Source organism: Nostoc sp. (genome assembly GCF_036917615.1).
Taxonomy (GTDB): Bacteria; Cyanobacteriota; Cyanobacteriia; order Cyanobacteriales; family Nostocaceae; genus Nostoc.
This window is the reverse complement of record NZ_JBALCZ010000079.1, coordinates 1-23,119: the sequence shown is the minus strand read 5'-3', so window position 1 is coordinate 23,119 and position 23,119 is coordinate 1. Positions and strand designations below refer to the sequence as shown.

The 23,119-nt window shown below is 41.7% G+C and carries 22 protein-coding genes; 10 read left to right on the top strand and 12 right to left on the bottom strand.

The annotated features are described in order from the left end of the window. Positions 1–100 precede the first annotated feature (100 nt). A complete protein-coding gene (locus V7K85_RS28840; RefSeq protein ID WP_334818936.1) occupies positions 101–1,183 on the top strand; it encodes an MraY family glycosyltransferase in 1,083 nt (360 codons plus the stop codon). 422 nt (positions 1,184–1,605) lie between these two features. Here the strand turns inward: V7K85_RS28840 and fabG are convergent, their stop codons facing one another. Both fabG and V7K85_RS28830 read right to left on the bottom strand, forming a co-directional pair. Next, complete coding sequence (gene fabG, locus V7K85_RS28835; protein WP_334818934.1) at positions 1,606–2,352, bottom strand: 3-oxoacyl-[acyl-carrier-protein] reductase; 747 nt, start codon at positions 2,350–2,352, stop codon at positions 1,606–1,608. Positions 2,353–2,636: 284 nt separating this feature from the next. After that, positions 2,637–2,846, bottom strand: coding sequence for a hypothetical protein (locus tag V7K85_RS28830; RefSeq protein WP_334818932.1), 210 nt, complete (start codon positions 2,844–2,846; stop codon positions 2,637–2,639). 243 nt (positions 2,847–3,089) lie between these two features. Here V7K85_RS28830 and trxA point away from each other — a divergent pair, with 243 nt between their 5' ends. Then, positions 3,090–3,407: a thioredoxin gene (gene trxA, locus V7K85_RS28825; RefSeq protein WP_334818930.1), complete on the top strand. Its 318-nt coding sequence runs from the start codon at positions 3,090–3,092 to the stop codon at positions 3,405–3,407. Positions 3,408–3,658: 251 nt separating this feature from the next. After that, entirely contained in the window at positions 3,659–3,823 is a 165-nt protein-coding gene (locus tag V7K85_RS28820) for a hypothetical protein (protein ID WP_334818928.1), read from the top strand. A gap of 184 nt (positions 3,824–4,007) precedes the next feature. On the opposite strand, the gene V7K85_RS28815 is transcribed toward V7K85_RS28820, so the two are convergent. Both V7K85_RS28815 and V7K85_RS28810 read right to left on the bottom strand, forming a co-directional pair. Then, positions 4,008–4,523 (bottom strand): hypothetical protein, encoded by a 516-nt coding sequence (locus V7K85_RS28815; RefSeq protein ID WP_334818926.1) that lies wholly within the window; start codon positions 4,521–4,523, stop codon positions 4,008–4,010. After that, complete coding sequence (locus V7K85_RS28810) at positions 4,510–5,613, bottom strand: XRE family transcriptional regulator (protein ID WP_334818924.1); 1,104 nt, start codon at positions 5,611–5,613, stop codon at positions 4,510–4,512. The genes V7K85_RS28815 and V7K85_RS28810 overlap by 14 nt, the downstream gene beginning before the upstream one ends. A gap of 140 nt (positions 5,614–5,753) precedes the next feature. Between V7K85_RS28810 and V7K85_RS28805 the strand changes: the two genes are divergently transcribed. Beyond that, the gene (locus V7K85_RS28805; RefSeq protein ID WP_334818922.1) at positions 5,754–5,921 is read left to right on the top strand and encodes a hypothetical protein; all 168 of its coding nucleotides are present in this window, start codon (positions 5,754–5,756) and stop codon (positions 5,919–5,921) included. Between the two features lie 748 nt (positions 5,922–6,669). Here V7K85_RS28805 and V7K85_RS28800 read toward each other — a convergent pair. From V7K85_RS28800 to V7K85_RS28790, 3 genes are all read right to left on the bottom strand, one after another. Beyond that, positions 6,670–7,428: an isoprenyl transferase gene (locus V7K85_RS28800; RefSeq protein WP_334818920.1), complete on the bottom strand. Its 759-nt coding sequence runs from the start codon at positions 7,426–7,428 to the stop codon at positions 6,670–6,672. A gap of 10 nt (positions 7,429–7,438) precedes the next feature. Then, a complete protein-coding gene (locus V7K85_RS28795; protein WP_334818918.1) occupies positions 7,439–8,380 on the bottom strand; it encodes a ferritin-like domain-containing protein in 942 nt (313 codons plus the stop codon). Between the two features lie 429 nt (positions 8,381–8,809). Next, positions 8,810–9,511, bottom strand: coding sequence for a PPC domain-containing protein (locus V7K85_RS28790; protein WP_334818916.1), 702 nt, complete (start codon positions 9,509–9,511; stop codon positions 8,810–8,812). Between the two features lie 682 nt (positions 9,512–10,193). On the opposite strand from V7K85_RS28790, the gene V7K85_RS28785 reads away from it, so the two are divergent. The 4 genes from V7K85_RS28785 (at position 10,194) to V7K85_RS28770 (ending at position 15,631) form a co-directional block, all read left to right on the top strand. Next, positions 10,194–12,593, top strand: coding sequence for a tetratricopeptide repeat protein (locus tag V7K85_RS28785; protein ID WP_334818914.1), 2,400 nt, complete (start codon positions 10,194–10,196; stop codon positions 12,591–12,593). Between the two features lie 828 nt (positions 12,594–13,421). Next, positions 13,422–14,078, top strand: a complete 657-nt coding sequence (locus V7K85_RS28780; protein WP_334818912.1) for a DUF2301 domain-containing membrane protein — start codon at positions 13,422–13,424, stop codon at positions 14,076–14,078. Beyond that, positions 14,078–14,767, top strand: a complete 690-nt coding sequence (locus V7K85_RS28775) for a YdcF family protein (RefSeq protein WP_334818911.1) — start codon at positions 14,078–14,080, stop codon at positions 14,765–14,767. Before V7K85_RS28780 ends, V7K85_RS28775 begins: the two co-directional genes overlap by 1 nt. A 306-nt stretch (positions 14,768–15,073) precedes the next feature. Beyond that, entirely contained in the window at positions 15,074–15,631 is a 558-nt protein-coding gene (locus V7K85_RS28770) for a metallophosphoesterase family protein (RefSeq protein WP_334818910.1), read from the top strand. Positions 15,632–15,829: 198 nt separating this feature from the next. Here the strand turns inward: V7K85_RS28770 and V7K85_RS28765 are convergent, their stop codons facing one another. Both V7K85_RS28765 and V7K85_RS28760 read right to left on the bottom strand, forming a co-directional pair. Next, entirely contained in the window at positions 15,830–16,990 is a 1,161-nt protein-coding gene (locus V7K85_RS28765; protein ID WP_334818908.1) for an alpha/beta hydrolase, read from the bottom strand. A 78-nt stretch (positions 16,991–17,068) separates the two neighbouring features. After that, positions 17,069–17,836: a LuxR C-terminal-related transcriptional regulator gene (locus tag V7K85_RS28760; protein ID WP_334818906.1), complete on the bottom strand. Its 768-nt coding sequence runs from the start codon at positions 17,834–17,836 to the stop codon at positions 17,069–17,071. A 100-nt stretch (positions 17,837–17,936) separates the two neighbouring features. Between V7K85_RS28760 and V7K85_RS28755 the strand changes: the two genes are divergently transcribed. Beyond that, positions 17,937–18,365: an MAPEG family protein gene (locus tag V7K85_RS28755; RefSeq protein ID WP_334818904.1), complete on the top strand. Its 429-nt coding sequence runs from the start codon at positions 17,937–17,939 to the stop codon at positions 18,363–18,365. A gap of 138 nt (positions 18,366–18,503) precedes the next feature. Then, positions 18,504–19,628, top strand: coding sequence for a DNA-processing protein DprA (dprA, locus tag V7K85_RS28750; RefSeq protein WP_334818902.1), 1,125 nt, complete (start codon positions 18,504–18,506; stop codon positions 19,626–19,628). Between the two features lie 351 nt (positions 19,629–19,979). Here the strand turns inward: dprA and V7K85_RS28745 are convergent, their stop codons facing one another. The 3 genes from V7K85_RS28745 to V7K85_RS28735 form a co-directional block, all read right to left on the bottom strand. Further along, a complete protein-coding gene (locus V7K85_RS28745) occupies positions 19,980–20,171 on the bottom strand; it encodes a hypothetical protein (RefSeq protein ID WP_334818900.1) in 192 nt (63 codons plus the stop codon). 166 nt (positions 20,172–20,337) lie between these two features. Continuing rightward, complete coding sequence (locus tag V7K85_RS28740) at positions 20,338–21,903, bottom strand: serine hydrolase (RefSeq protein WP_334818898.1); 1,566 nt, start codon at positions 21,901–21,903, stop codon at positions 20,338–20,340. A 173-nt stretch (positions 21,904–22,076) separates the two neighbouring features. Beyond that, positions 22,077–22,817: an RNA methyltransferase gene (locus V7K85_RS28735; protein ID WP_334818896.1), complete on the bottom strand. Its 741-nt coding sequence runs from the start codon at positions 22,815–22,817 to the stop codon at positions 22,077–22,079. Between the last annotated feature and the right edge of the window lie 302 nt (positions 22,818–23,119).

The following is a 23,119-nucleotide window of genomic DNA, read 5'->3' as shown; positions in this document are numbered from 1 at the left end:
AATCTCTCAAGCGGCTCAAGTTACAAATGGAAATAAAAAAATTGATTAATATACAGGTGATGCTCATATTAGATACTGGCAGTAATGCTTGAATTGGGAGATGAATCTAGACAACTCCCTTAAGTCCCTTGGTATTGCCGACCCTAGCGGCTCCGGCTGGTTGGCGGTAGTATTTACGTTCCTCTTGGCTTGGGTTGTAACTTGGCGTTTAATTCCGACAGTCCGCAAATTCGCCTTGCGGGTAGGTTGGGCTGATCAACCCAACGCACGGCGACTCAACCGAGAACCTTTACCCAATGCAGGGGGGCTGGCTATCTACGCGGGTGTGATTGCCGCGCTGGTATTAGCTAGCCTTTTACGACCGATCGAACTCCAAAACGTATTGGCTCAGGTACTCACTATTCTGTTGGGGGGTTCGATATTAGTCCTTGTGGGCTTTATCGATGATCAATTCGGCTTACCGCCCTCTGTTCGATTGTGGGCGCAAATTGTCACGGCACTGTTGCTGGTAGCAAATGGTATTAGTGTCAAAGTCCTATTTGGTACCCCCATCGACTCGCTCCTGTCTATGTTGCTAACGGTACTGTGGGTAGTAGGAATTACCAACGCCATCAACTTGATGGATGGTATGGATGGCTTGGCAGGAGGAATCAGCTTTATTACCGCCATGAGTTTGTTGGGCGTTGCAGCCCAATTTAACAATCGGGCGGCGGCAATCTTGGTACTTGCAGCCTTGGGAGGTGCAGCACTAGGCTTTTTGCGCCATAATTTCCATCCGTCACGAATTATTATGGGTGATGCCGGAGCATACTTTTTCGGCTATGTGCTGGCAGCAACTAGTATTTTAGGCAAACTGCAACAAAACACAGTTTATGCACTAATTCCTACGGTTTTATTTCTGTTGTTACCAGTGCTAGACACTACTCAAGTATTTGTGCGGCGGCTACTAGCAGGAAATAATCCTCTAAGTACTCCTGGCAAAGACCACCTGCACCACAGCTTACTTGCTTGGGGACTCTCCCAGCGCCATGCTGCGTTCACGCTTTGGTCAATTACCTTAGTTTTCAACTTGCTGGCGATGAGAATACAAGGTATGAGTTTAGCTGTGATCCTAACTACCGCCAGTAGTATTATCATTCTTTTGGGCTTTACTGTCTGGCAAAGGATACGCCAACAGCCTTAGTTGCTTGTAGGGTGGGCATTGCAATGCTAGCCCTACTCTGGTTTATTCTCAGCATGGTCAAGATATTTTACCAATGGAAAGCTTTCAGTGTTCTGTCATGATGATAGTAAAACTGAAGATTGGCTCGAATCATTGATAGCGATTAAATCAGTCTAAATCAGCGCTCGCCATCTAAAATTGATGCCTTATACCATTTTGGATTTTGGATTTTATATTTTGGATTGGAAATCGCCCTCTGTAACCAGGTTTTCAGAATCTATATTTAGAAGTTGAAAACTTGATTTACGAGAGTGAATTATTCAAATAAAATCGGTGCGTTACGCCGAAGGCTAACGCACCCTACGAAAATGACTAACTCCTAACTCTTAACTTCTAACTCTTAACTCTTAACTCTTAACTCTTAACTCCTAACTCAACACTATTCACGCCATAACCATACCGCCATCGACATTAAAAACTTGTCCAGTGACGTAGGCGGCGGCGGCATCGGCGGCGAGAAAGCGCACCATACCAGCGACTTCTTCGGGCTGACCGAAGCGACCGAGTGGGATGTATTTGAGAATATCTTCGGTGTTGTTGAGATCGCTGGTCATGTCGGTGGCGATGAATCCAGGAGCGACGGCGTTAACGGTGATGCCGCGAGAAGCAAGTTCTTTAGCAACGCTTTTGGTGAAACCGATTACACCTGCTTTGGCGGCGCTGTAGTTTGATTGACCTGGGTTGCCTATTTGCCCAGCTACGGAGGTAATATTGATAATCCGCCCCGATCGCTGTTTGAGCATGATTTTACTGACGGTACGTGTACATAAGAAAACACCAGTTAGATTAAGGTCTATCACAGCTTGCCAATCTTCTGGCTTCAAACGTAAAAGCAGTGTGTCGCGGGTAATACCTGCGTTGTTGACCAAAATATCCACACGGCTGAACTTTTCGATGACGGCGTTAACTAATGCGTCTACTTGATCGCTTTTAGAAACGTCAGCTTGGATAGCGATCGCCTGACCTCCTGCTGCTGTAATTTCTGCAACAACAGCCTCAGCAGCTGCACTAGAACTGGCATAATTGACAACTGCGATCGCTCCCTGTGTAGCTAATTCAATTGCGATCGCTCGCCCAATTCCTCGTGATCCACCTGTGACAATTGCAACTTTATCTTGTAATAGTGTCATTTAATGTTCCTCAATTTTAGAAATACCGCGCTAATTATCTTATGGTGATTTAGGGAACATCTGAATATTGTCTGGATAAAATCTAACTCTTACGGGGTGACAATCTTGCTAGCATGATGCAAATTAAATAGCGAATAGATAATAAATAGATAAAGTTTTACGTCGTTTTTAGCTAGATATAACTCGATTAACACGAATTAACGTTTTACAATAATTAAATATCTATAGTTATTTCTCTGTTAATGGATGAATAACTTGCTTGAAGCAATATATTGTTGATTTATTTATAGCTGCGTCATCGATAGCGTACCCTTACAGGGAAGCAAGCGACGCGCAGCGTCTCGTAGAGAACCTAAGCCCAGTCTTCTCCCAATGCGAAGGAGCGTCTCCAACAGTTGGAGAGACGCCAAGGGCGAATGAGCGTCACAGCCCGTCGTAGACATCGCCTGATTGGATAGACTAGGAAGTGTTGCAGCTACATCGGTTGTAGACATCACTCTCGTGAACGCCTGTATTATTATTTGGTTAGTTAGGATAGGTTTAAATACATATCTAATGCATATGCACAAGTGAAGATAATATACGTATTTTATTATAATTATTTAAGGTTTTTGGCTGGCAATTTATTCTATATTGACTAATCTAATCTTTTCCCAACGAAAACCCATGAACTTATACCGATTTTATTTTCTAAGAATTACTATTGAAACAAACAATTGAAAATCGGTGTGTGTCACATGACAACTAAAAAGCAATTTAACAGCTTTGAAGAGATGCTGTCTGCCTCTGATGTACCTGTATTAGTAGATTTTTACGCTGAATGGTGTGGCCCCTGTCAGATGATGGTACCAATTTTAGAGCAAGTCAATGCCCAACTTAAGGATCGTCTGCGGATTGTCAAAATCGATACAGAAAAATACACAGATTTGGCCAGTCAGTATGAAATTTTTGCTCTACCAACCTTAGTACTATTTAAGCAGGGTAAGCCTGTGGAGCGGATAGAGGGAGTGATGCAAGCACCGCAGTTAGTACAATATCTACAAACAAAGATTTAAGCTAACACTTAGGATTTGGATTTTGGTTCTTAGAGGCGCGAAATCTTGCGTCTCTTTCAGTAGATAGTAATAACGCCGTCGGGTAGCACAGCTAGCTGTGCTACCAATCACTGTTTGATTGAACTGCTAGCAGATAAAACCTTAAGCAAACATTAAGCATATTTACTTATACGTCTAAAGAAAGTTGTTTAGAAATTGAGACGTCCATATTATATAGATATAAAAAAATATCTTTACAAGCGAAGCAATCTATGGATAATAAGCAGGAAAAACCTAACAAAGCCTATATTTGGGAAAATGTTGATTTTGATAAGGTTAAACACAGAATAAATGCGGTGACTTGCCAGATTGAACGAGTTATACAAAAGTACCAACTTTCAAATCAAACTAGTAACCCAGGCAAAAGAACCAATTAGGTTATCTCTAGGGCGATGTCTACGATGAGCTACACCTATGCATTTTATTTTTAGCTCTTTAAAAGATAATAATTCAGTTTCGTTTTAGGCAAAGATGGGTTTAAACTGTATTTCTGTTCCGTTACTACCAAACCTCTTTTGCAACCAAATCTTATATGGCACTTAGTCTAACCACATTTGATTTTTAGCTCGTACTATACTTCTGTAAACTTGTTGTGCAATCTGCCAAAACTCTGAGAGAAATGTGTTTACCCCGCTCCTTGATTAATGAATCAGCCATTGACGTCACCTCTATCACTATTTTGTGTCCTGTCCCTACCATCTCAGTCAATAATCGCAGTGTTCTGGTATAGGTAACACCGTATGCCTTGCAGGTTTCCACAACTAGCCCATCATCACTAGCACAAATCAGCAATTGATGACGGGCGATCGCAATTGTAGATCGATTCGCTACACTCAAAAGGGGCGCTCTAACGTTAAATTCTAGAAAACTGGCAAACATCTCTTCTGTGGAAAGAGCCAGAGGTGTTAAGTATTGGTTAGCAGCTTGCCGAGTTGGGGGTTCCAGTTGATCTGAGTCTAAAAGTTCCTGGGCAATGTACAACGGGCTGTAGTGCTGTTGTAGCCACCCCCACTCGTTCAGGCAGCGAAAATCAATGACTGCTGTTGCGTCAAGAATTGTTCCGTTAAGCGACTGCATAAACCTCATTTTCTTGACGACGCACCCGCAGTTTTTCAACAGTTAAGTTGAGAAGTTCTGCTGCTTTCATCTCTGAAATCTTGCCCAATTTTAAGGACTGCCAAATTAGAAATTCATAACGTTCATTTTCTGGATAATCATCCGCAACCAGTGCTGGTGGTAATTCCATTGAGTTTTGCAAAGATGCACCATCATGTTGCTTTTTATAAATTGCACATATTTTGGCTTTCTCTTTAGTAAAATCAATGATTCCCATTTCTGCTAACCGATTCAAGATAACTAAGTAACTTACCCGAAAATGCCGTTTGAGTTTGACAATATCTTGGGTAAGTGCGTACATCCGCTCAAATTCAGCTTGGGGCACAAGTAGATGACTAGCAAAGTAATCAGCCACCTTTTCTCGTGCTTTTTCTTCTTCTTTGGTTCCTTCTTCAATCAGGGTGTCTTGGTACTCTACACGGTGAAAGATTAGATGTCCAATTTCATGTGCAAGGGTAAATAATTGACGTTCAATGGTGATGTTATGGGAATTTACCAAAACAAAAGCACCTTCAATATCACTACAAGCACTAAGACCAAAGAAATCTTTAATAGGAATGGGCTGGCGTAAAACTTTTAAACCGATTTCTTCTACAGACTGAAACAGGTTGGCAATGGGAGCATCTCCCAAGCCCAGGCGATGACGAAACAAAGCAGCTATTGTCTGAATATGCTTTTCATTGCCTTCTACTTGATGGCAAGGTGTACTTTCTGGTGTGTAGCTTGGTAAGCCAACGGCTTGTTCTAGGGCGTTATAAGTTTGCAGCATTCGTAGCACTTGGGCTGCAAACTGGGCATTTTTGTCGAATGTTACATAAGCGCGGAACCGGAAGTTGGGTAGTCCTTCACCTTGCGAACGTAGCAAGTCATCAAGTGTAATGCTCAAAGCACTCGCCAGAGCAGAGAGGATTTTACTGTCTGGTAAAGTTTTGGCGTTCTCGTAGTTATTGATGCTCTGGCGAGTTACCCCGGTAGTTGCAGCAAGTTGCTCTTGAGACAAACCTAGACTTTTACGGTAGCGGATCAGGTTCGCAGCAATCATCTCTTTCATGGCTAATTCTTTCCTGCGTTAGCGTAGCGGCTCCTAACGGAGCATCGCTAGAGGTGTCAAATTTGTTTATCCTATTTTCTTTAATTATAATAAAAAATGTCAAAGCAGTTTTACATTAATCTTAAGGAGGTGATAAAGATATGGCAAAGAATACAGGTAACGGTTATCGCCGTGGTGCTGTGGACAAACGCAGCCAAACTTACAACCCTGTGACCGAACAATGGGTAAAGCGTAATGCTGAAACCGGACAGTTTATGGACGTAAAGCAGAATAGTGAACCTTTTAAGGATGTTCGTAAGGAAGACTAATACTAAATTGCGTCCAGTGTGGAGACTGAACACAACTCGGTAATGGTATTAGTTCAGGACTTACGCACAGGTAACGGAAAATCGTAGACGCAAAGCGGCTTGCCGCAGGCTACCACAGAGGACGCAGAGAAGCCAGTGCGTTGGGCGGGTTAAGAGACTTGTACCCCTCCGGGGAAGCAAGCTACGCGCAGCGTCTCCGACAGGAGAAGCAACTGGCGCGACACGGAGAGAAGTCGGAGCGGCGGCTTCCGCCGATCTGAACTTCGGTGGGAATAAGAGTTTGAGAGGTTTTTTGCGTAAGTCCTATAGTTTTGGAATTTCTCTTATTGAGATATTTTAAGAAGACTTCTGTTTTCATCTGGTGCAAAGATTGGTTTTGTGAACAGGAAGCTTGCCCATAAATTCCTGTGGTTGGAAAGGTCAGTAATCACTTGTTCGCCATCAAACTCATTGAACCGACGCTGGCAAACCAAAGCAGCAAACAGTTCTTAAGGAGAATAGGATTGAGCAATCGATTGGATTTTGGCTAAGTCAAGCATCGCATTTAGGGGAAGTAGTATTTTTAACAATACATTTGTAACTACCCTTGCAGTTTATTTACTCAGCGGCTGTTATTCTTATAGTTACTTCGGTCTGTCATAGCAGATAGATTATCCTCGATAATGTTTTTTATTTATTAGCGCTCATATACCATCGTGGTAATATGAGTGCTTTTACTTTATCTCAGGTATGTCTGGTGTTTCGTACACTAAGCTGACAGTGAAGCTTTAAGTTTACCAAAACGGCGATCGCGTTCTTGGTAGCTTAACAAAGCCTGATAAAATGCTTCTCTATTAAAATCTGGCCAAAGGATATCGGTGAAATACATTTCTGTATACGCCATTTGCCACAGGAGAAAATTACTCAACCGCATCTCACCGCTAGTACGAATCAGCAAGTCGGGTTCGGGAGTATTTGCTGTGTAAAGGTGTTGTTCTACAAGACTTTCATTCACTTCTTCGGCATTGAGTTCGCCCTGTTGTACAAGTTTAGCTACTTGACGACAAACTCTGGTAATTTCGTTGCGGCTACCGTAGTTGACTGCAACAGTAAAGTGTATTGCTTGATTGTTCAACGTCTCTGTCATTGAACGTTCCATTTCTGTCTGTAGAGACTTGGGTAAAGCCGATAAATCTCCAATAAACGAGATTCGCACTCCTTCTTGATGCATCTGAGCCAACTCGCGGCGTAGTAATCGCTCAAATAACAGCATTAGAAAATTTACTTCTTCAACGGGACGCTGCCAATTTTCTGTTGAGAAAGCGTAGGCTGTCAACGCTTTAATTCCCCAATCCTTGCAGCAACGCAATAGTTCTTTGAGTGTTTTTGCTCCTTGTCGATGTCCAGCAATGCGTGGTAATCCTCGACTGGTTGCCCATCGACCGTTACCATCCATGATGACGGCGATATGTTGAGGTATGTTTTGGGGATTTAAATCGGTGCGTAATTTTGATTTGTCATTTGTCATTTGTCATTTGTCATTTGTCCTTAGTTTCAAATAAATTTTGCAGATAGTCTGGTGTAAGGCTATTGTTCCAACTCCACAAGCGATGCATTGTGTAGGTGAAGGTGAAGAAGAGAGTTATTTTGTTGGTTAATGACCAAGCATTCCAGTTGAGAGTACCCATCATCCGGCAAAGAGTACGCATGAGGTTGTTGCGTTGATAATTTTGCGATCGCGTTTTGATCAGCGTGCGTCCAATTCGCATCAGCCCAGTATCAGGGAAAGTCCAGACTCCAAACCCCCAGAATTTGGTCATGTGGTTGATTTCATCCTGTGCTAGTTCCTCTAGAACATCCTGGAGGGCGCCAGTGGTGTGAGCCATCAGCCAAATATAAAGACAGGTAGCACCGTATTCTGTGGCAATGCGGTGTAAGCCGTGGCGATATAAGTCTTCGTGAGCGTTATTTGTGGGGAGATAGCTTCTAACAGTACGAAGTTTTGGGGTAATTTTCTCGCCTGTTAATTGGGTGTAGACTTTGATTAATGCTGGTGTGTGCTGACGTTCTTCCTTTTCCCACAAACCAAGTTCCAGCAATTCGCCATCTTCACGGACAGTTCCACCAACAAACCGAGCCATCTGAAGATGCAATTTTTCCAAATACTGCCGACTTGTTTGGGTATAGCCGCGAATCGGGGCTTCTGTATCCATTGCACCGATCAATATAGATAAAAATACCTCTGCGTCTAAACCGATAATTTGATTACGGTTAATTGTTTGCCAGTCGATGAGTTTCCAGGGACGCGGTTGAGGATTGGCAAATTGTATCGGTAAATCTTGCAAGCGATCGTGTAGTTGTTCGACTGCAATATATTTGTCTATAAGGGAACGAATGCGATGTTGTGTTTGCAGGTAGTGAAGACTGGGATAGCTTTGATCTGCTAAATCTTCTGCAATTGGGTTGAGAGTATTAAGCATTTTTTTATACTTTTACTTTTATCTCTATGCCCAATAGCCTAAGCGATCGCACTTCGTTTTGTCAGTCGGCTGAAGTCGGCAGTTTTATGTGATAGGGTTGCAAAAGTCGGAGAAAAAGTCTTAAGTGTAGTATATATGTATTCTATATAGGTTTATCAAGTATGAAAGTCTACGATATATACTTTTTTTACTATTCATGTAATAATACTAAACCCGGTTTTCTGTTCCAATGGTTCTCGTACTCCGAATAGTATGTTACACCCTAATAAGCAAAATACCCCAAGGATATTTACCTTGGGGGGATAAGCATAATTGTTTAAGAATAAAGTTAATATTCTTTTCGTAATTATTCACTCCTCCCCTGCAAAATCGACGAAAACCTTAATTTATCGCTGAGAGGTGGGGAGGAGTGTGAACGGTTACATCTTTTCAGGCAATAGAGTTTACTGCGAAAGTATAATTGGTATTGTTAGTACCGTTGTAGGATAAAACCCTTGCATAGTAGGTATCTGGATTTAAGTAACTACTAATGGCATCCGATGTGGTGCCACTATTACTGGAAGAACCAAGTGAAACTTGATTGCCACTATACAGTACCAGATCTGCATCTGCTGTTAGATTGTCAATTCCTACTTTATAATTTCCGCCTTCGCTGATACTAAATTTGTAGTAATCGTATTCATCGCTGCCGCCTACAAAATCATTGTGGGATATGTTAATGTTACTACCAATCTCACCAAGGTCAAAAGCGGTATCAAAGGTGCTTCCTGGATCAATACCAACACCTGACCCTGTAAAACTTATATTGTAGTTGGTGTCAGAACTTTTATACGGATAAACCAGTGCATAGTAAGTGCCAGCACTTAAGTTGCGACTAATTGAATCAGTATTAGTGCCACTATTGGAGGAACGTTGAATGAGGGTTCCAAAGCTATCAAGTAATTGTAAGTCGGCATCTGCGCTTAACGCGGATATACTGATACTAAAGTTACTATCATTAGACAAAGTAAAAACATAGTAGTCATTGGGATCACTAGAGCCTACGAATTGATTGTTGTACGCAAGGTTAATGTCGCCACTTACATTACCAAGACTATATGCAAAAGGCAAGCTGTTACCGGGATCTCGCATATTGAATAATCTCCTTGTCATGATTAAATAAAATCCACTTAGTAAAATAAATCATTTATTTTTATTTACAACCAAAAAAAATAAAAGTTTATTTTTTATTGTTTATCTGTATTTTTTGTGATTAGATACGATGAATAATTTTGATATTCAGCTAGATGAAGAATATGCTTAAAAGCTTGCCTATATTCAACAGGAGGCTGACCAAAATACAGTAGAGGCAATTAAGTCTTCGATTGAACTGCGCTATCAACAACTTCAGCAACAAAAAACAGATCCGTTAGCTAAACTCAAGCAAAGTAAATTTATCGGCTGTTTCAAAGGAGAAGCTGACTTGGCTGCTAATTCCGAAGCCATTGTGTGTAAGCGTCCCTTGCGCGTCTGGTAGAGAAGCTTGTCGTAGACATCGCTAATGCAAGAAAACTATGATCATCGTTGATACTGGCTTTTTCGTGGTACTTGGGAACAAAAATGAGCAATACCATCAATTAGCACTACAAGTTTTAATACCTACCGTTGGAATAACAGCAATCCCTTCAAGAACTTGCTGCTGAATTTTGAATAAAGTTTGCAAAAGTCGGGAAAAAAGTCGGATTTACAAAATCTTATCCGAAAAGTCCAGCAACATAACTGTAGAGTGATCTATAGTTGTCCTGAAAATCTGAACTACCCTTGTCGTTACACAATGGACGCCCAAGCAGCATTAGCATGGTTAGACGCCATAATTCCCCCTCAGACTGGGAAACGGTTGAGCGATTTGCAAAAAGTGATTCTTGTGCAAGTTTGGTTGGGTAGAAAATACTTGGATATCGCTCATTCTTACGGTTGTACGGAAGGACACGCCAAGGATGCTGGTTCTCAGTTATGGAAGCTGCTTTCTAAAGTATTGCGAGAAAAGATTACCAAAAGTAATTGTCGCGCTACTTTGGAACGGGTTCTAAAAAAAACTACTGCGATATCAAGTCTGATTGATTACTCGCGATCGCCCCACCATACCCCAAAATTAGAGGATACCAATTTTATTGGACGAACAGAAGCGATCGCTCACCTGAATACTTTGGTAAATCAGGGATCAAAAGTAATTGTTATCCAAGGTGAGGGAGGCTTAGGCAAAACTACTTTAGCGCAGCAATATCTCCATCAAGAGTTTGAGTTGGTTTTGGAACTGCTGATGGCGAAGGAAACGCAGAATATCACCCCCGCCGAACGGGTAGTAGAGGAATGGCTAAAACAAGATTTTGATCAAGAACCTGGGGTAGAATTTGGGGTAACTTTGGGACGACTCAAGCGCCAACTCCACAATCGGCGGATTGGGGTGTTAATTGACAATCTAGAACCTGCATTGAATCAACAAGGTGGGTTGATTGCTTCTCACCGCAACTATGTGGAACTATTGCGGGTTTTGGCCGATGCTAGGGTGCAGTCTGTTACCTTGATTACTAGTCGCGATCGCCTTTGTGAACCTGGGTTGAATGTGAATCACTATCGGCTTCCTGGTTTAGATCAAAGTGCATGGCAACAGTTTTTTAGCAACCGTGCATTAGCTATCAACTTGCCAACCTTGCAAATCATGCATCGCACTTATGGCGGTAATGCTAAAGCGATGGGAATTCTCTGCGGTTCGATTCAGGAGGATTTTGACGGTGACATGGTTCTTTATTGGCAAGAAAATCATGCCGATCCGTTAGCAGCAACCGACTTAAAAAATTTAGCGGTTAGTCAAATCAATCGTCTGCAAGCCCTTGACCCCCAAGCCTATCGCTTGCTTTGCCGTTTAGGATGTTATCGTTACCAAGATATACCCACCATTCCATCACAAGGGTTGTTTTGTTTACTTTGGGATGTTCCACCTAACCAACATCGCCAAATCATCGCCTCCTTGAAAAATCGCTCTTTGGTGGAGTGCGATAAAGGTGAATATTGGTTGCATCCGGTGATTCGCGCCGAGGCGATCGCGCGTTTACGCCCCAGCGAGGAATGGGAATCTACCAACTATCAAGCCGCAGAATTTTGGACAACTAGCGTTAAACAGATTGAAACCTTTAAGGATGCTTTGCAAGCACTCGAAGCATATTATCACTACATAGAAATTCATGATTTTGAGTTGGCCGGTAAGGTGATTCTCAAAAGTAGAAATAATCAATGGCAGCAGTTTTTGCCACTCGGTAGCACGCTGTATCGCATGGGTTTAATTCAACCGATCCTTACGGCAATTAATCAAGTTGTTAACAATTTGGAAAAAAACCAAAATCTCAGTGAACTTTACAATATATTGGGTGATTTATATTGGATAATAGGTAAAATTAGTCAAGCGATCGCCTGTCAGGAAAAGACTATTACTCTGTCAACGCAAGCACTTAAATCACTTGTGCTTCAGCCAGAAAATAAACATCCAGTTTACTATCTGAGGATGCTAGAGGTAGATTCTTTATTAAGTATTGGTCTTTACAAAAAAGATTTATGGGAACTAGAGGCAGCCGCAAAGTTATTTCAACAAGTAATTTTTCTGGCTCAAAATACCGAGCATGATCGCTGGGCAGAGAAAGCTTCTGTCTGTTTAGCTTTGGTATATTCTTATTTAGGTTTGTGTGATGCCTCCTATGCATTAGCAGATGTAGCTTATCAAAATATTAAAAACGAAAAACTGGTGAAACAGACTGGGAGATTTGTCTATTTCATGCAAATTCTGGGTCAAACCTACGTTAATTTAGGAGAATTTTTCCAGGCAAATCAAATATTACACCAAGCTTTGACCTTTGCTGAAGAAAGTCACTATATGCAGGTAAAAGCCAAAACACTGAATGGTTTAGCAGAAATCTCTCGACAACAAGGAGATTTTGCATTAGCCCTGGCTAATCATACAGAAGCAATCGAACTTTTGGATAAAATAGGTGCTAAATGTGACCTAGCTGAAGCTTATTTTCAATTGGGTTTAACTTATCAAAAGATGGTAAAGCCTGATGAAAGTCAAATGAATTTTAATCAAGCGATTCAGCTATTTACTGAAATAAAAGCTCCGAAGCAAGTTGAAAAAATTTCCAACTGCGCTGGTCAAAGCTATGTTAACCATTCCTACCATTGTTGAGTGGATATACCTGCTTTGTGATGCTGAACTATGCGTAGACGCCCAGCCCGGATTTCTGACCACAATTCTCAAAGCCTTATAAAATCTAGATTCTGGTTTTTCACACTACATCAAAAAATAACGTGTCAAAAGTGCCCGAAATATATTCTGGGTAAGGATTATGAGCAATACATAGGCATAGTCCGTCGCAGACATCGCAGGACTTGTGAGAAATGCGGGTCAGGAGCTTGTCGTCCATCATTGCTTATATCACTCCTGCTTCATTTATAGCTAAACCAAGGCATATTGATAACACACATCATACAATTATGTCTAGTGGCGTTCGCTATCGATTTAAGTGGAAATATATTTTGTAATGCGATCGCACATCCTCGACAAAGAGCAATATCTGACGACAAGCCGAGGAAGGGTCTACACTTTTGCAATTCTTTAGACAGATGCGATCGCTCATCTCACCTTCTTATATCAACTAACTATAGGGTTATCTGATTGCCAAATTCTTTCAAACACTAAATTTAAAATTTGTCAATATCTACTGGTTACAACTAAAGTTTGATTTTAGAATCAAATCCTCAGCTAAACTAAAAACTATACAAACCATTGCTGATTACTAGTTGCTATGTCTTTCGCTCTCCAAGGAAATATGGTCAAATGGTAAAGATAATTCACGATACTGCGTCTCCCAAGTCAACTAATACCGCATAAAATAGCCAAGTAGCCCACACCTGTAACTTGACACCATTAATATCTTCTCTTGCTAATAAGCGAGTTAACTCTTCTACCCCAGGAACTTGTCTTCATAACAGCGTTAATACCACATTTTTAACTATGACTACGCAAACACTACCTCTACCAGAAGTTTATCAAGGTCAGTTTGGGGAATTTACAATTACTCAGAGCGATCGCACTGGCGTAATTATCTACCGCGCTGGGTTAATGGTAGCAGCACTGAGCTTTGCCATAGGCAGCGCTTTGGTTTTGCTCAACAATAATCCGACTGTTTTTACCGCACTTACACCTCTATATGCTTGTTTTAGTCTCGCTCTCGGTGTAAGTTTATTTACCATTCATATTTATATGGCATCACTGCACCGAATGTTGCAAATTTTTTGGGCAATCGGTAGTATAACATCAGTGATTCTGGCAATCTCTAGTAGTGAACCTTTGGCTTTGACTATTTACAATCACCCTATTACCTTATTTGGAGTTGGTTTTATCTTCGTTGCTTTGACAGGTATTTATTTTAAAGAGGCTTTTTGCTTCAATCGCCTAGAAACCAAAGTATTAACCCTAACAGTACCGCTACTGTTGTTAGGACATTTGGTAGGAATTTTACCAACTCAGGGGGAAAATGTTTTATTAGGAATTTGGGCGACGTTGTTTTTGGTGTTTGCGCTGCGAAAGACAGTGCAAGCAATTCCTGCTGATATTGGAGATAAATCTGTCTTTACCTACTTGAAAGAGCAACGTTTAGCTAAGATTTAATGCAGACCAAAAATCGTCGGCGTCAAAATTTTCCAAAAATAAAACTAATAAAACGCCAACAAATGTGGACACTTACGGCTCAGGGGTGGGCGATTGCGATCGCTTTGATTGCTTATTTAATATTTTTCACTATTAGTCATGTACACTCATTTCTGGCCGTGACTTGCCCGATCAAATCAGCAGAAGTATTGGTTGTTGAAGGATGGCTACCAGATTATGCCATACAACAAGCTTTGACTGAATTTCAAAACGGTTCTTATCGTCTAGTAATTACCACGGGAGGCACAATAGAAAAAGGAAATTATCTTAGCGAATACAATAACTTTGCAGAAGTGTCAGCTGCCACCTTCAAGAAACTCGGTTTAGAATCAGAGAAGGTGGTAGCTGTTCCAACACCTGTGGTAATTAAGGATCGTAGTTATGCATCTGCTGCCGAATTTGATCGCTGGCTATCTAATTCAAATTTACAGCTACAATCAATTAATCTTTTTTCCTTAGACGTTCATACCCGTAGGAGTTGGTTGCTGTTCAAAAAACTACTTACCCCGAACATCAAAGTTGGTGCGATCGCTGGCAAAACACGAGATTATGATCCAACCAAATGGTGGGATTCTAGCCAAGGCGTGCGGACAATTCTTGATGAAGGTATCGCTTATATTTATGCGCGGTTTTTGAATTGGAAAGCCTAAAATTAATAATTCATAGTTCCTAATTTGGCAGCATTATTAGCGAAAAATCGATAAAGTTGAGCTATTCTCCCAGGAATTACATTTACAATTTTTCAACAATAGCCTCTTCGGCTATTTATAAAGTAAAAATAAAATTATTGCAGGATGTGTTAAATGCATATTTTCGATATGATTTGTCACCAAAAATATGACTCGTGCGCTTAATGCACCGCTACATAACACGGTACGTTAGGCTAAAGCCGTAACACACCCTAACTTTTGATTTACTTTACAATTTTTCAACAATACCCTAACAAAATAGGTTCAATGATGATTTGGTTTACTGCGGATACTCATTTCGGGCATAAAAAAATTTTAGAGTACACAGAAAGACCGTTTTCTTCTATTGAGGAGATGGATGAAGCATTAATTGAGAACTGGAACAGCAAAGTCTCTGGTGAAGATGAAGTGTATCATCTAGGAGATGTTGGACTTTGTTCTCCTCAGAAATTACAGAAAATTCTTGAACGGCTTAACGGTAAAATCTATCTGATTCGTGGCAATCATGATAAAGCAGCCGAAGCTTGTAAAGACCGTTTTGAGTGGACCAAAGATTATTACGAGTTGACAATGCAAGATTCTGAGGCATATCAAGGCAGACAGTTAATTGTTCTGTTGCACTATGCTATGAGAGTTTGGCAAGCTTCTCACTATGGTACTTGTCATCTTTACGGACACTCACATGGTCAACTGCCTGACGATTCCACGTCTTTATCTTTTGATGTGGGGGTAGATTGCCATAATTATGTACCCATCAATTACGATGATGTTAAACGTATTTTGAAGACAAAAAACTGGACAGCTCCTCAACTCAGGGGAGATTAACTAAAGCTGAGATAGTTTGTTTTCCCGCCCTGCAATAAATTGATGGCTCTTAGCTAAAGTGAGTTGAAACGCACTGAAATTAAAGAAATTTAAGATGGATTGGGGCGAATGGGTTAGACCTCCTCTTAATTCGCCAACAGCTCATTCTATTCGCCCAATCATCTCTAAAATGCTCACGAATTATTTAGGATAGCTATATTACTTACCCAGAATTTGTAATAATGCTTGTCGATAAATTTTTAGACCCTCTGCATTTAAATGGTCACCATCACTCGTCAAATTCTGTTTAAGAACATTATTTTCATACAAAGGTGCTAATCCTGCTGCTGCAACTGGCACTTTTTCTGTTTCAGCAACTTGATTAATCAGAGCATTAATTTGTTCAACTCTAGAAAGTGGGGCTGCTACAGTTGGATCTAAGCTTGCTGCAACTGTTGAATAAAAAGCCGGAATTAGAAAAATCTCTTTAGTTCCGATTGTGCGGACAAGTGTGATCGCCTCTTGGAGATTTTTGGTAAATAACTCATCACTAATTTTATACCAAGCATCGTTTCCACCTATGGCAATAATCGCTTTTTCGCATTTTACCTTGGTTGGAATTAAATTTTTAAGTTGTTCCACTAATGAGATTGTACTCAGACCATTTAACCCAAAATTAAAAGTACCATTCCCAAGAGTATTACCAAGTTCAGCCGAAATAGAATCGCCAAATAAGCAACCTGAGAATTGTTTATCTTGGGCGGCGAATATCTGATATTGCAGTGCAATTTTTCCTAAAGGTGAAGAACTTACGTCGTCTTTCGGCGGCGCATTAGTAGAACCAGAAGAGAAATTGGCCATGCTGGCTAGCTTGGAAATTTTTGATACGTCAAAGACTAGTTGATTACTGGGATAGGCTTCTAGAAAGCTGGTTATTCCTAGACCTTCTGGTGATTTTGCTCCTAAGATAATGGCAGCTCGTAGGGCTTGTATACTGCCTTGATCACGACGGGCGATCGCTCGTCGTGTCGGAAAGACAGTCGCTTGGGAAGCAAAAGATAAAATTTGCTTGCCTATTCCTGTATTTATCAGCTTATCTAAAGCCGCAATATCAAGAGACATTTTCACCTGAAGAGCATCTTGGAACTTCTGTTTATCCTTAGCGCTGAGATAACCTAAGAAAGATTGCAAATCGCCAGAAACCTTTTGTGTCTCGGCATAGTTGCGTATATCTGCCACCGGGAGCGATTTCTCAAACAATCCATACCTGACAACAATCTTTTCGGCGGCCAAACTTGGCAACAAACCAAAGCCACTATGCAGCAGTAAAAATATTAAGCACCCAGATAGGCATATTAAAAGACGGTAGAAATATTGCATTGCAGAAGTATAGATAAAAAGATAGTCAATAGTTAATAGTCAAGAGTCAAGAGTCAAAAGTCAAGGGGAATTGGGAATTTATCTTGAGGGTATTTTGTCTCCCTGGAAGGAAACTAAGTTTCTTTCTGGTGAATTATGTCTCGTAGCTAAAAGTTGTGCAACCATTTCTGCACGCGATGAAACCTCAAGCTTACGGAACATTCGCTTTAAGGCTTGCTTCACAGAATTTTCAGTAATCCAAAGTTCAGTCCCAATTTCTGCATTAGTTCGCCCCAAAGCAACCAACTCTGCAATCTCTAATTCACGAAGCGTTAAGCGATTGTTTTTAGAGGGGGGATGTTGCGACTTTCCTATATCCGTTGAATAGGATTCGCCAACGGAAACACTTTGTGAAGGCACTGTCGCCGCCCAAACAGATAAGTGCAAGCAGATGGCACTCAAATCGACTAAATTTTCGGTATCAAAGGCAGGCATTGACTTTTCTCGCGTACAGCCTACTACACCCACTAATTGACCGCGATTGATGATTGGCCCCGCCATCACATGCCAATGATCCGCACGGGGACAGATTAATTTCCAAGCTTTAGGTGATGTTACTAATGCTTCGTGGACAGGGGCATGACGCTCCACTAAATAACGCGCTACAGGATTATGTTCGATTGAGAGTGCAATTTTCCGGATTTTCTGAAGATTTGGAGATCCAAAGGACAGTTGAGCGAAGAAAAAAATTCCCCATCGTTTTGCTGCAAAATACTCACCAATTTTTGGCACAATTTGCGATCGCATATCACGTTCGCTATCGGCTTGGTTGATGGCTTCAAACAGAAGCTCCAAAGAACTTGTCATAGGTTAAGTGGTCTGAAGTGTACCCGATCGAGGTCTAGAAGCATTAAAGTACTCAGCCTAATATTAGCATCAGCAAAATCAGCAAGTTTAAGAGGTAAAAATGACACAAGATCGAGTCTTTGGCCCCTTCTTCGCAACAATTTTTTTGACACTCCTTGTCTGGGTGTATATGTATATCCGCCGGATCGGGTTCATTACAAGTCGAAAGATCAGCCCACAAGACCTTGCTGCACCTGGGCCACTCGTGCATATATGGCCACCTGGCGTATCCAATCCATCAGATAACCTAAAGAACTTATTCGAGATTCCGGTACTTTTCTATGCACTTGTGCTATACCTGTTCATCACGAAGCAGGTGGATGCAATCTATGTGAACGCCGCATGGGTTTTTGTTGGATTTCGAGCATTGCATAGCATCGTCCATTGTACATTTAATCTGATCATGCTTCGCTTCTACCTCTACCTATTCGCCACCCTCGCAGTGTGGTTTATTGCGATCCGCGCAGCTTTTATCTACTTCAGCGTGTAAGTATGCCTATAGGACTTAGGGAACTCCAAAAAATAAATTATTTGGAAGTCCCTTATTATTCCTCCTTTGCTCATCCTCCAGATCAACAGCCAAACCTAATTTGGGAATACTCAATCCAATAGGTATGAGGATGGTACTGTGGTAAAAGAAGGTGCATATTGGCTAGCTTGGACACAAATTTCTGGGATTGGCCCGGTATTACTGCGACGACTGCAACAGCATTTTGGTACGCTGGCAACTGCTTGGAACGCTACTAAGGTACAGTTGGCAGAAGTAGAGGGTTTTGGTTTTCAGACATTAGAAAAAGTAGTACAACAGCGATCGCGTTTGCACCCAGAACAACTATTCACTAAGCACCAGCAGGAAAATTCCCATTTTTGGACACCAGCAGATGCAGATTATCCCCGCTTACTGCTGGAAACTCCAAGTCCGCCGCCGATTTTATACTATCGCGGTGAAGTCGAACTCCAAGAAAATCTCGGACAAAAACCGATGGTTGGGATTGTCGGAACACGCCAACCCTCAGAATACGGTATCCGTTGGACTCGCCAAATTAGTACCGCTTTGGCTAAAAATGGCTTTACAGTTGTTTCTGGAATGGCAGAGGGAATTGACACAGAAAGCCACATTGCTGCGATGAAAGCAGGTGGACGCACGATCGCAGTTTTGGGGACTGGTGTAGATGTCATCTATCCACATAAAAATCGAGATCTGTACAAGCAAATTTTGACGGCTGGGTTAGTCGTGAGTGAGTACCCCACAAAAACCCCACCCGATCGCACTCACTTTCCCCGCCGCAACCGAATTATTGCAGGTTTAAGCCGCGCCATCCTAGTAATGGAAGCGCCGTTAAAATCCGGTGCTTTAATAACAGCTACCTACGCAAATGAATTTGGTAGAGATGTATATGCATTACCTGGAAGACTGGACGATCATCCATCCCAAGGGTGCTTAAAGTTACTGAGTCAGGGAGCAACTTTCATTCTTAAGGAACTAGATGAACTGTTAACAATGCTGGGAGCAATACCACAAATTGATGGAGTTGAGGCTTCCACAGCACTAGAACAGTTAATGCCAACTTTGTCGCCAGAATTGCAAACGGTAATGAATGCGTTCGCCGCAGGCGGTTGTGATGCTTTACCCTTTGATTTTATTGTCCAACAAACCGGCATGGCTGCTGGCTCAGTTTCCGGTGCCTTGTTAGAGTTAGAACTTATGGGTTTAGTTTCGCAACTGCCAGGAATGCGGTATCAAAAAAGTTAAGAGTTAAAAGAGAACAGCAGAATTGAGCTTTTTAACTCTGTTTTTAGCGATTTAACCCTGAGATTTCTGTGAATATAAAAAATGTATTTTTATATAAAACAAACTGCTTAAAATCATAAATCAATGAGCTTTTGAATCCAAAGTAGAAAACATAGGTAAATATTTTTTTGTGAAGCTAGCACCAACAACCTTGATAAAACAAAAAAGCTTTGGCTGAATACCTTGAACAGGGTGGATATTTGTAGGTTGGGTTGAACGTTCGCGAACAGCGTCCCGTAGAGAAGTGAAACCCAACAAACTCTTGATAATGTTGGGTTTCGTTCCTCAACCCAACCTACGCTGGTTTTGGCTTTAACCCAAGCGGATTGCGTTATAATATGGATTTTTTACTAAGTTAGAGCAGTATTTAGGAATATTTGAAATCATGAATTCTCCAACCAGACTGCTAAAGTTGGCTGGCATCAACATTACCTCAAGACGTTCTATTTCCTTACTGTAAAGCTGTTGATTGATAAAGCCTAAAAACTCTACAAAATTATTCATTGCTAATAGAATGTGTTCAATTGTACAGTTGTATGGCAGAGTCGCGTTAGGATTAAAACCGTTACTCTCAATCGGGTGAGGTTGGCAGGCAATCAGCTCTAGTTCGCCGCTGATTTATCAGGGAGGGGTGGATGTCATGAACAGTGCAAAATTCAAAAATCCCAAATTATCTTTGGGGATAATACTGGGGATTCATAACTGGAGATTGATAACCATTTGCCGGCACAGTACCTCCCATACTGTTGGGTACAGGATTCACAACAGGAGGCTGATAAACGCTCATGGGTACAGTGCCTGTCGTACCGTTGGGTAAAGCAGGATTCACAACAGGGGGCTGATAACCATTTGCGGGTATAGTGCTTGTGGTACTGTTGGGTGTAACAGCATTTTGGCTAAACTCTTGGTAGGCAGCACGAGAAATTGAGCTAATCAGTTTTTCGGCGCGAGGATCGTTATTAGGACGTTGTACCATGACAGCAGCTATGTAGCGCTTGCCAGTTGGCAAAGCAATCAAACCTGTATCTGCCAACATTGTGCCAATATCGCCTGTTTTGTGATATATTCTTGCGCCTGTTCCCAAACCCGACGGTAGCAGAGTGTCTTTCTGAGTACGACGCAAGATATCAAGCATGAGATCGCGTGATGGCATACTCACCAAACTTCCCTGACTCATAATCGCCATCAAATTTGCCAATTCCCTTGGACTAGTGGTGTTTGTCCCTTGCAAATCTGGGAGTTGATTACGAATTATTGTGTTTGTCAATCCCCAGTTCCGGAAACGCTGGTTTAAAGCGTCTATGCCTCCCAGTCGGGCAATTAGCATATTTGTCGCTGTGTTGTCGCTGATTGTAATCATTTTAGTGGCGACTTCCAGAGCGGCGTACTGGGTTCCGGCTGGTTTGTATTGCAGAGTTCCAGAACCGCCAGCTACCACATCCTGTTGCATGGTCAGCATTTCATCTAGGCGAATTTTCCCTGCATCCACATCCTGGAAAAAGGCAATTAAAATTGGCAGTTTAATTGTGCTAGCCGCCGGAAAACTGTTTGAGCCATTGACATCTACATAATTACCAGTATCTAAATCTACGAAGAAAACTCCGGGTGTAAGATTTGGGTTAGTCGCCGCCAAATTTTGCACGGCATTTTTCAAGGGGAGAATTTCTTGGGATAGGTATAGGCTCGAAGATGCATCTGGGGGAGTTTGAGTAGGTTGTGGCTGCGATCGCGCCACATTACTATTAGACTGCGGCGCAGAAGTTGTGCTGATCCGATTAGCCGGGTCTAATACTGACAATACCGTGCCCACAATTGCACCCATCCCCACACCCACAATCAACAACCGCACAACATACAATATGGTTTTGGCCATTGGCTTTAACTGCGTCTTCCGCGATGATCGCCGGCCTCTTTTTGGCTTTTCCATCCGCACTGTTTTAACCATCACAGCACCTGGTCGAAAGGGAGGAATTTTTCCCTTCACATTAGGTATTGGTTTTACTGCCCCTGGCATGACTAATCCCGATTTTACCTTGCGTGTAGCACCAGGGACTGGGGGAGGACTGATCTGATTTTTTTGGCGTGTTAGCACCGCTTCTCGTCCATTCGCAGCTTGCTGCTGACTCTTAGCTTTAACTTTCTTCTGTGCCACTTTTTGAACTTTTTGTGGCCGCTGGCGGTCATTTAAGGGTTGACGCCGCGAGAAAGCTGTTAGTTCGTCACTTGACTCTGACACCGTTACTCCTTGTGACCCACTTGGCTTTTTTATTGCAGACTCCTGACCCAAAACTTAATCTTTAAGCAATATTAATCTCAAATTCCACTTTGCCACTAAGTAGCATTTTTGTGTTTAGTTTAAGTCATATTAATTATTTTGGGGGGATGATTGCGTACATATTAAACGAATAATTAGAAGTTTTCACCATCCCTGTGGTTTTTAAGTCCCCATTCTACCTGCTGCAAAATCCCTCGCAGCATGGCTACTTCCCCGGTTTTCAGATTAGCACGATTATACAGTTGGCGAAACTTTTCCATGCGACTAGCTGCCGTATGCGGATACACATAACCAATTTTCAGTAATAGTGATTCTAATTGCTGGTAGTATGCTTCCACAACATCTATTGGTGCAAGTTCAGTTTGGGGTAAGGTAGGAGTTTCAGGTTGCTCTGCACATTGTGACAGTTCATAACAGCAGATTGCTACGGCAGTAGCCAAATTCAAGGCTACATAATCTTGACTTGTGGGAATGCCAACAAACCGCTGTGCATAATTTAATTCTTCATTGCTTAATCCCCGGTCTTCTCTGCCAAAAATCAATGCTGCGGGTTTTTCTGGTTCCTCCAGTAACCAGGGTAGTGCAATGCGGGGTTTTTCTAAGGGTGTTTCCCAACTTCGAACGCGACCAGTGGTAGCGATCGCCCGTACACATCCATGCAATGCTTCTGGTAATGTCGCTACTAATACCGCAGATTCTAAAATTTCCTGAGCATGAACAGCCATCATCAAAGCTTCCGTCGATAGCGGATCGCATTGGGGATTTACTAATACTAAATGATATAGCCCAAAATTTTTCATCACCCTGGCGATCGCCCCGACATTTATCGGCCCAACTGGCTCTACCAACACAATTCTTAATCCAGCCAGTCCCATTTTTTGCCTCCTGCGATCGTACCAGATAATACTTATAGGCTAATTCTCAGCGTTGTGATTCTGCTGAAGAGTTTCCTTAAAATCATTTTAGCTGTGTAAGTGAATGCCTGCGTCAGGTCTGAACAGTTCAGCGCAATTTGTGCCGTTCAACTAGTGGTTCGTCGCTATTTATTTGTAGCAATCTAATTGTTGTACGTTCTGAAGGCGTTAGAGCTGATTCGTAAAGAAAATCTAAAGAGAATTAAGTCTCGCTTTACTCAGGTTATAGGCTAAACCGAGAGCAGTTATGTTATTGTCGATGA

Coding starts and splice junctions, on each gene's coding strand:
- V7K85_RS28770 (WP_334818910.1), top strand. CDS start 15,074: ATGATGATTTGGTTTACTGCGGATACTCATTTCGGGCATAAAAAAATT.
- V7K85_RS28830 (WP_334818932.1), bottom strand. CDS start 2,846: ATGTCTACAACCGATGTAGCTGCAACACTTCCTAGTCTATCCAATCAG.
- V7K85_RS28780 (WP_334818912.1), top strand. CDS start 13,422: ATGACTACGCAAACACTACCTCTACCAGAAGTTTATCAAGGTCAGTTT.
- V7K85_RS28800 (WP_334818920.1), bottom strand. CDS start 7,428: ATGACAAATGACAAATCAAAATTACGCACCGATTTAAATCCCCAAAAC.
- V7K85_RS28760 (WP_334818906.1), bottom strand. CDS start 17,836: ATGACAAGTTCTTTGGAGCTTCTGTTTGAAGCCATCAACCAAGCCGAT.
- trxA (WP_334818930.1), top strand. CDS start 3,090: ATGACAACTAAAAAGCAATTTAACAGCTTTGAAGAGATGCTGTCTGCC.
- V7K85_RS28840 (WP_334818936.1), top strand. CDS start 101: ATGAATCTAGACAACTCCCTTAAGTCCCTTGGTATTGCCGACCCTAGC.
- V7K85_RS28785 (WP_334818914.1), top strand. CDS start 10,194: ATGGACGCCCAAGCAGCATTAGCATGGTTAGACGCCATAATTCCCCCT.
- V7K85_RS28745 (WP_334818900.1), bottom strand. CDS start 20,171: ATGAATAATTTTGTAGAGTTTTTAGGCTTTATCAATCAACAGCTTTAC.
- V7K85_RS28795 (WP_334818918.1), bottom strand. CDS start 8,380: ATGCTTAATACTCTCAACCCAATTGCAGAAGATTTAGCAGATCAAAGC.
- V7K85_RS28790 (WP_334818916.1), bottom strand. CDS start 9,511: ATGCGAGATCCCGGTAACAGCTTGCCTTTTGCATATAGTCTTGGTAAT.
- V7K85_RS28765 (WP_334818908.1), bottom strand. CDS start 16,990: ATGCAATATTTCTACCGTCTTTTAATATGCCTATCTGGGTGCTTAATA.
- V7K85_RS28775 (WP_334818911.1), top strand. CDS start 14,078: ATGCAGACCAAAAATCGTCGGCGTCAAAATTTTCCAAAAATAAAACTA.
- V7K85_RS28805 (WP_334818922.1), top strand. CDS start 5,754: ATGGCAAAGAATACAGGTAACGGTTATCGCCGTGGTGCTGTGGACAAA.
- V7K85_RS28735 (WP_334818896.1), bottom strand. CDS start 22,817: ATGGGACTGGCTGGATTAAGAATTGTGTTGGTAGAGCCAGTTGGGCCG.
- V7K85_RS28820 (WP_334818928.1), top strand. CDS start 3,659: ATGGATAATAAGCAGGAAAAACCTAACAAAGCCTATATTTGGGAAAAT.
- V7K85_RS28810 (WP_334818924.1), bottom strand. CDS start 5,613: ATGAAAGAGATGATTGCTGCGAACCTGATCCGCTACCGTAAAAGTCTA.
- V7K85_RS28815 (WP_334818926.1), bottom strand. CDS start 4,523: ATGCAGTCGCTTAACGGAACAATTCTTGACGCAACAGCAGTCATTGAT.
- V7K85_RS28755 (WP_334818904.1), top strand. CDS start 17,937: ATGACACAAGATCGAGTCTTTGGCCCCTTCTTCGCAACAATTTTTTTG.
- fabG (WP_334818934.1), bottom strand. CDS start 2,352: ATGACACTATTACAAGATAAAGTTGCAATTGTCACAGGTGGATCACGA.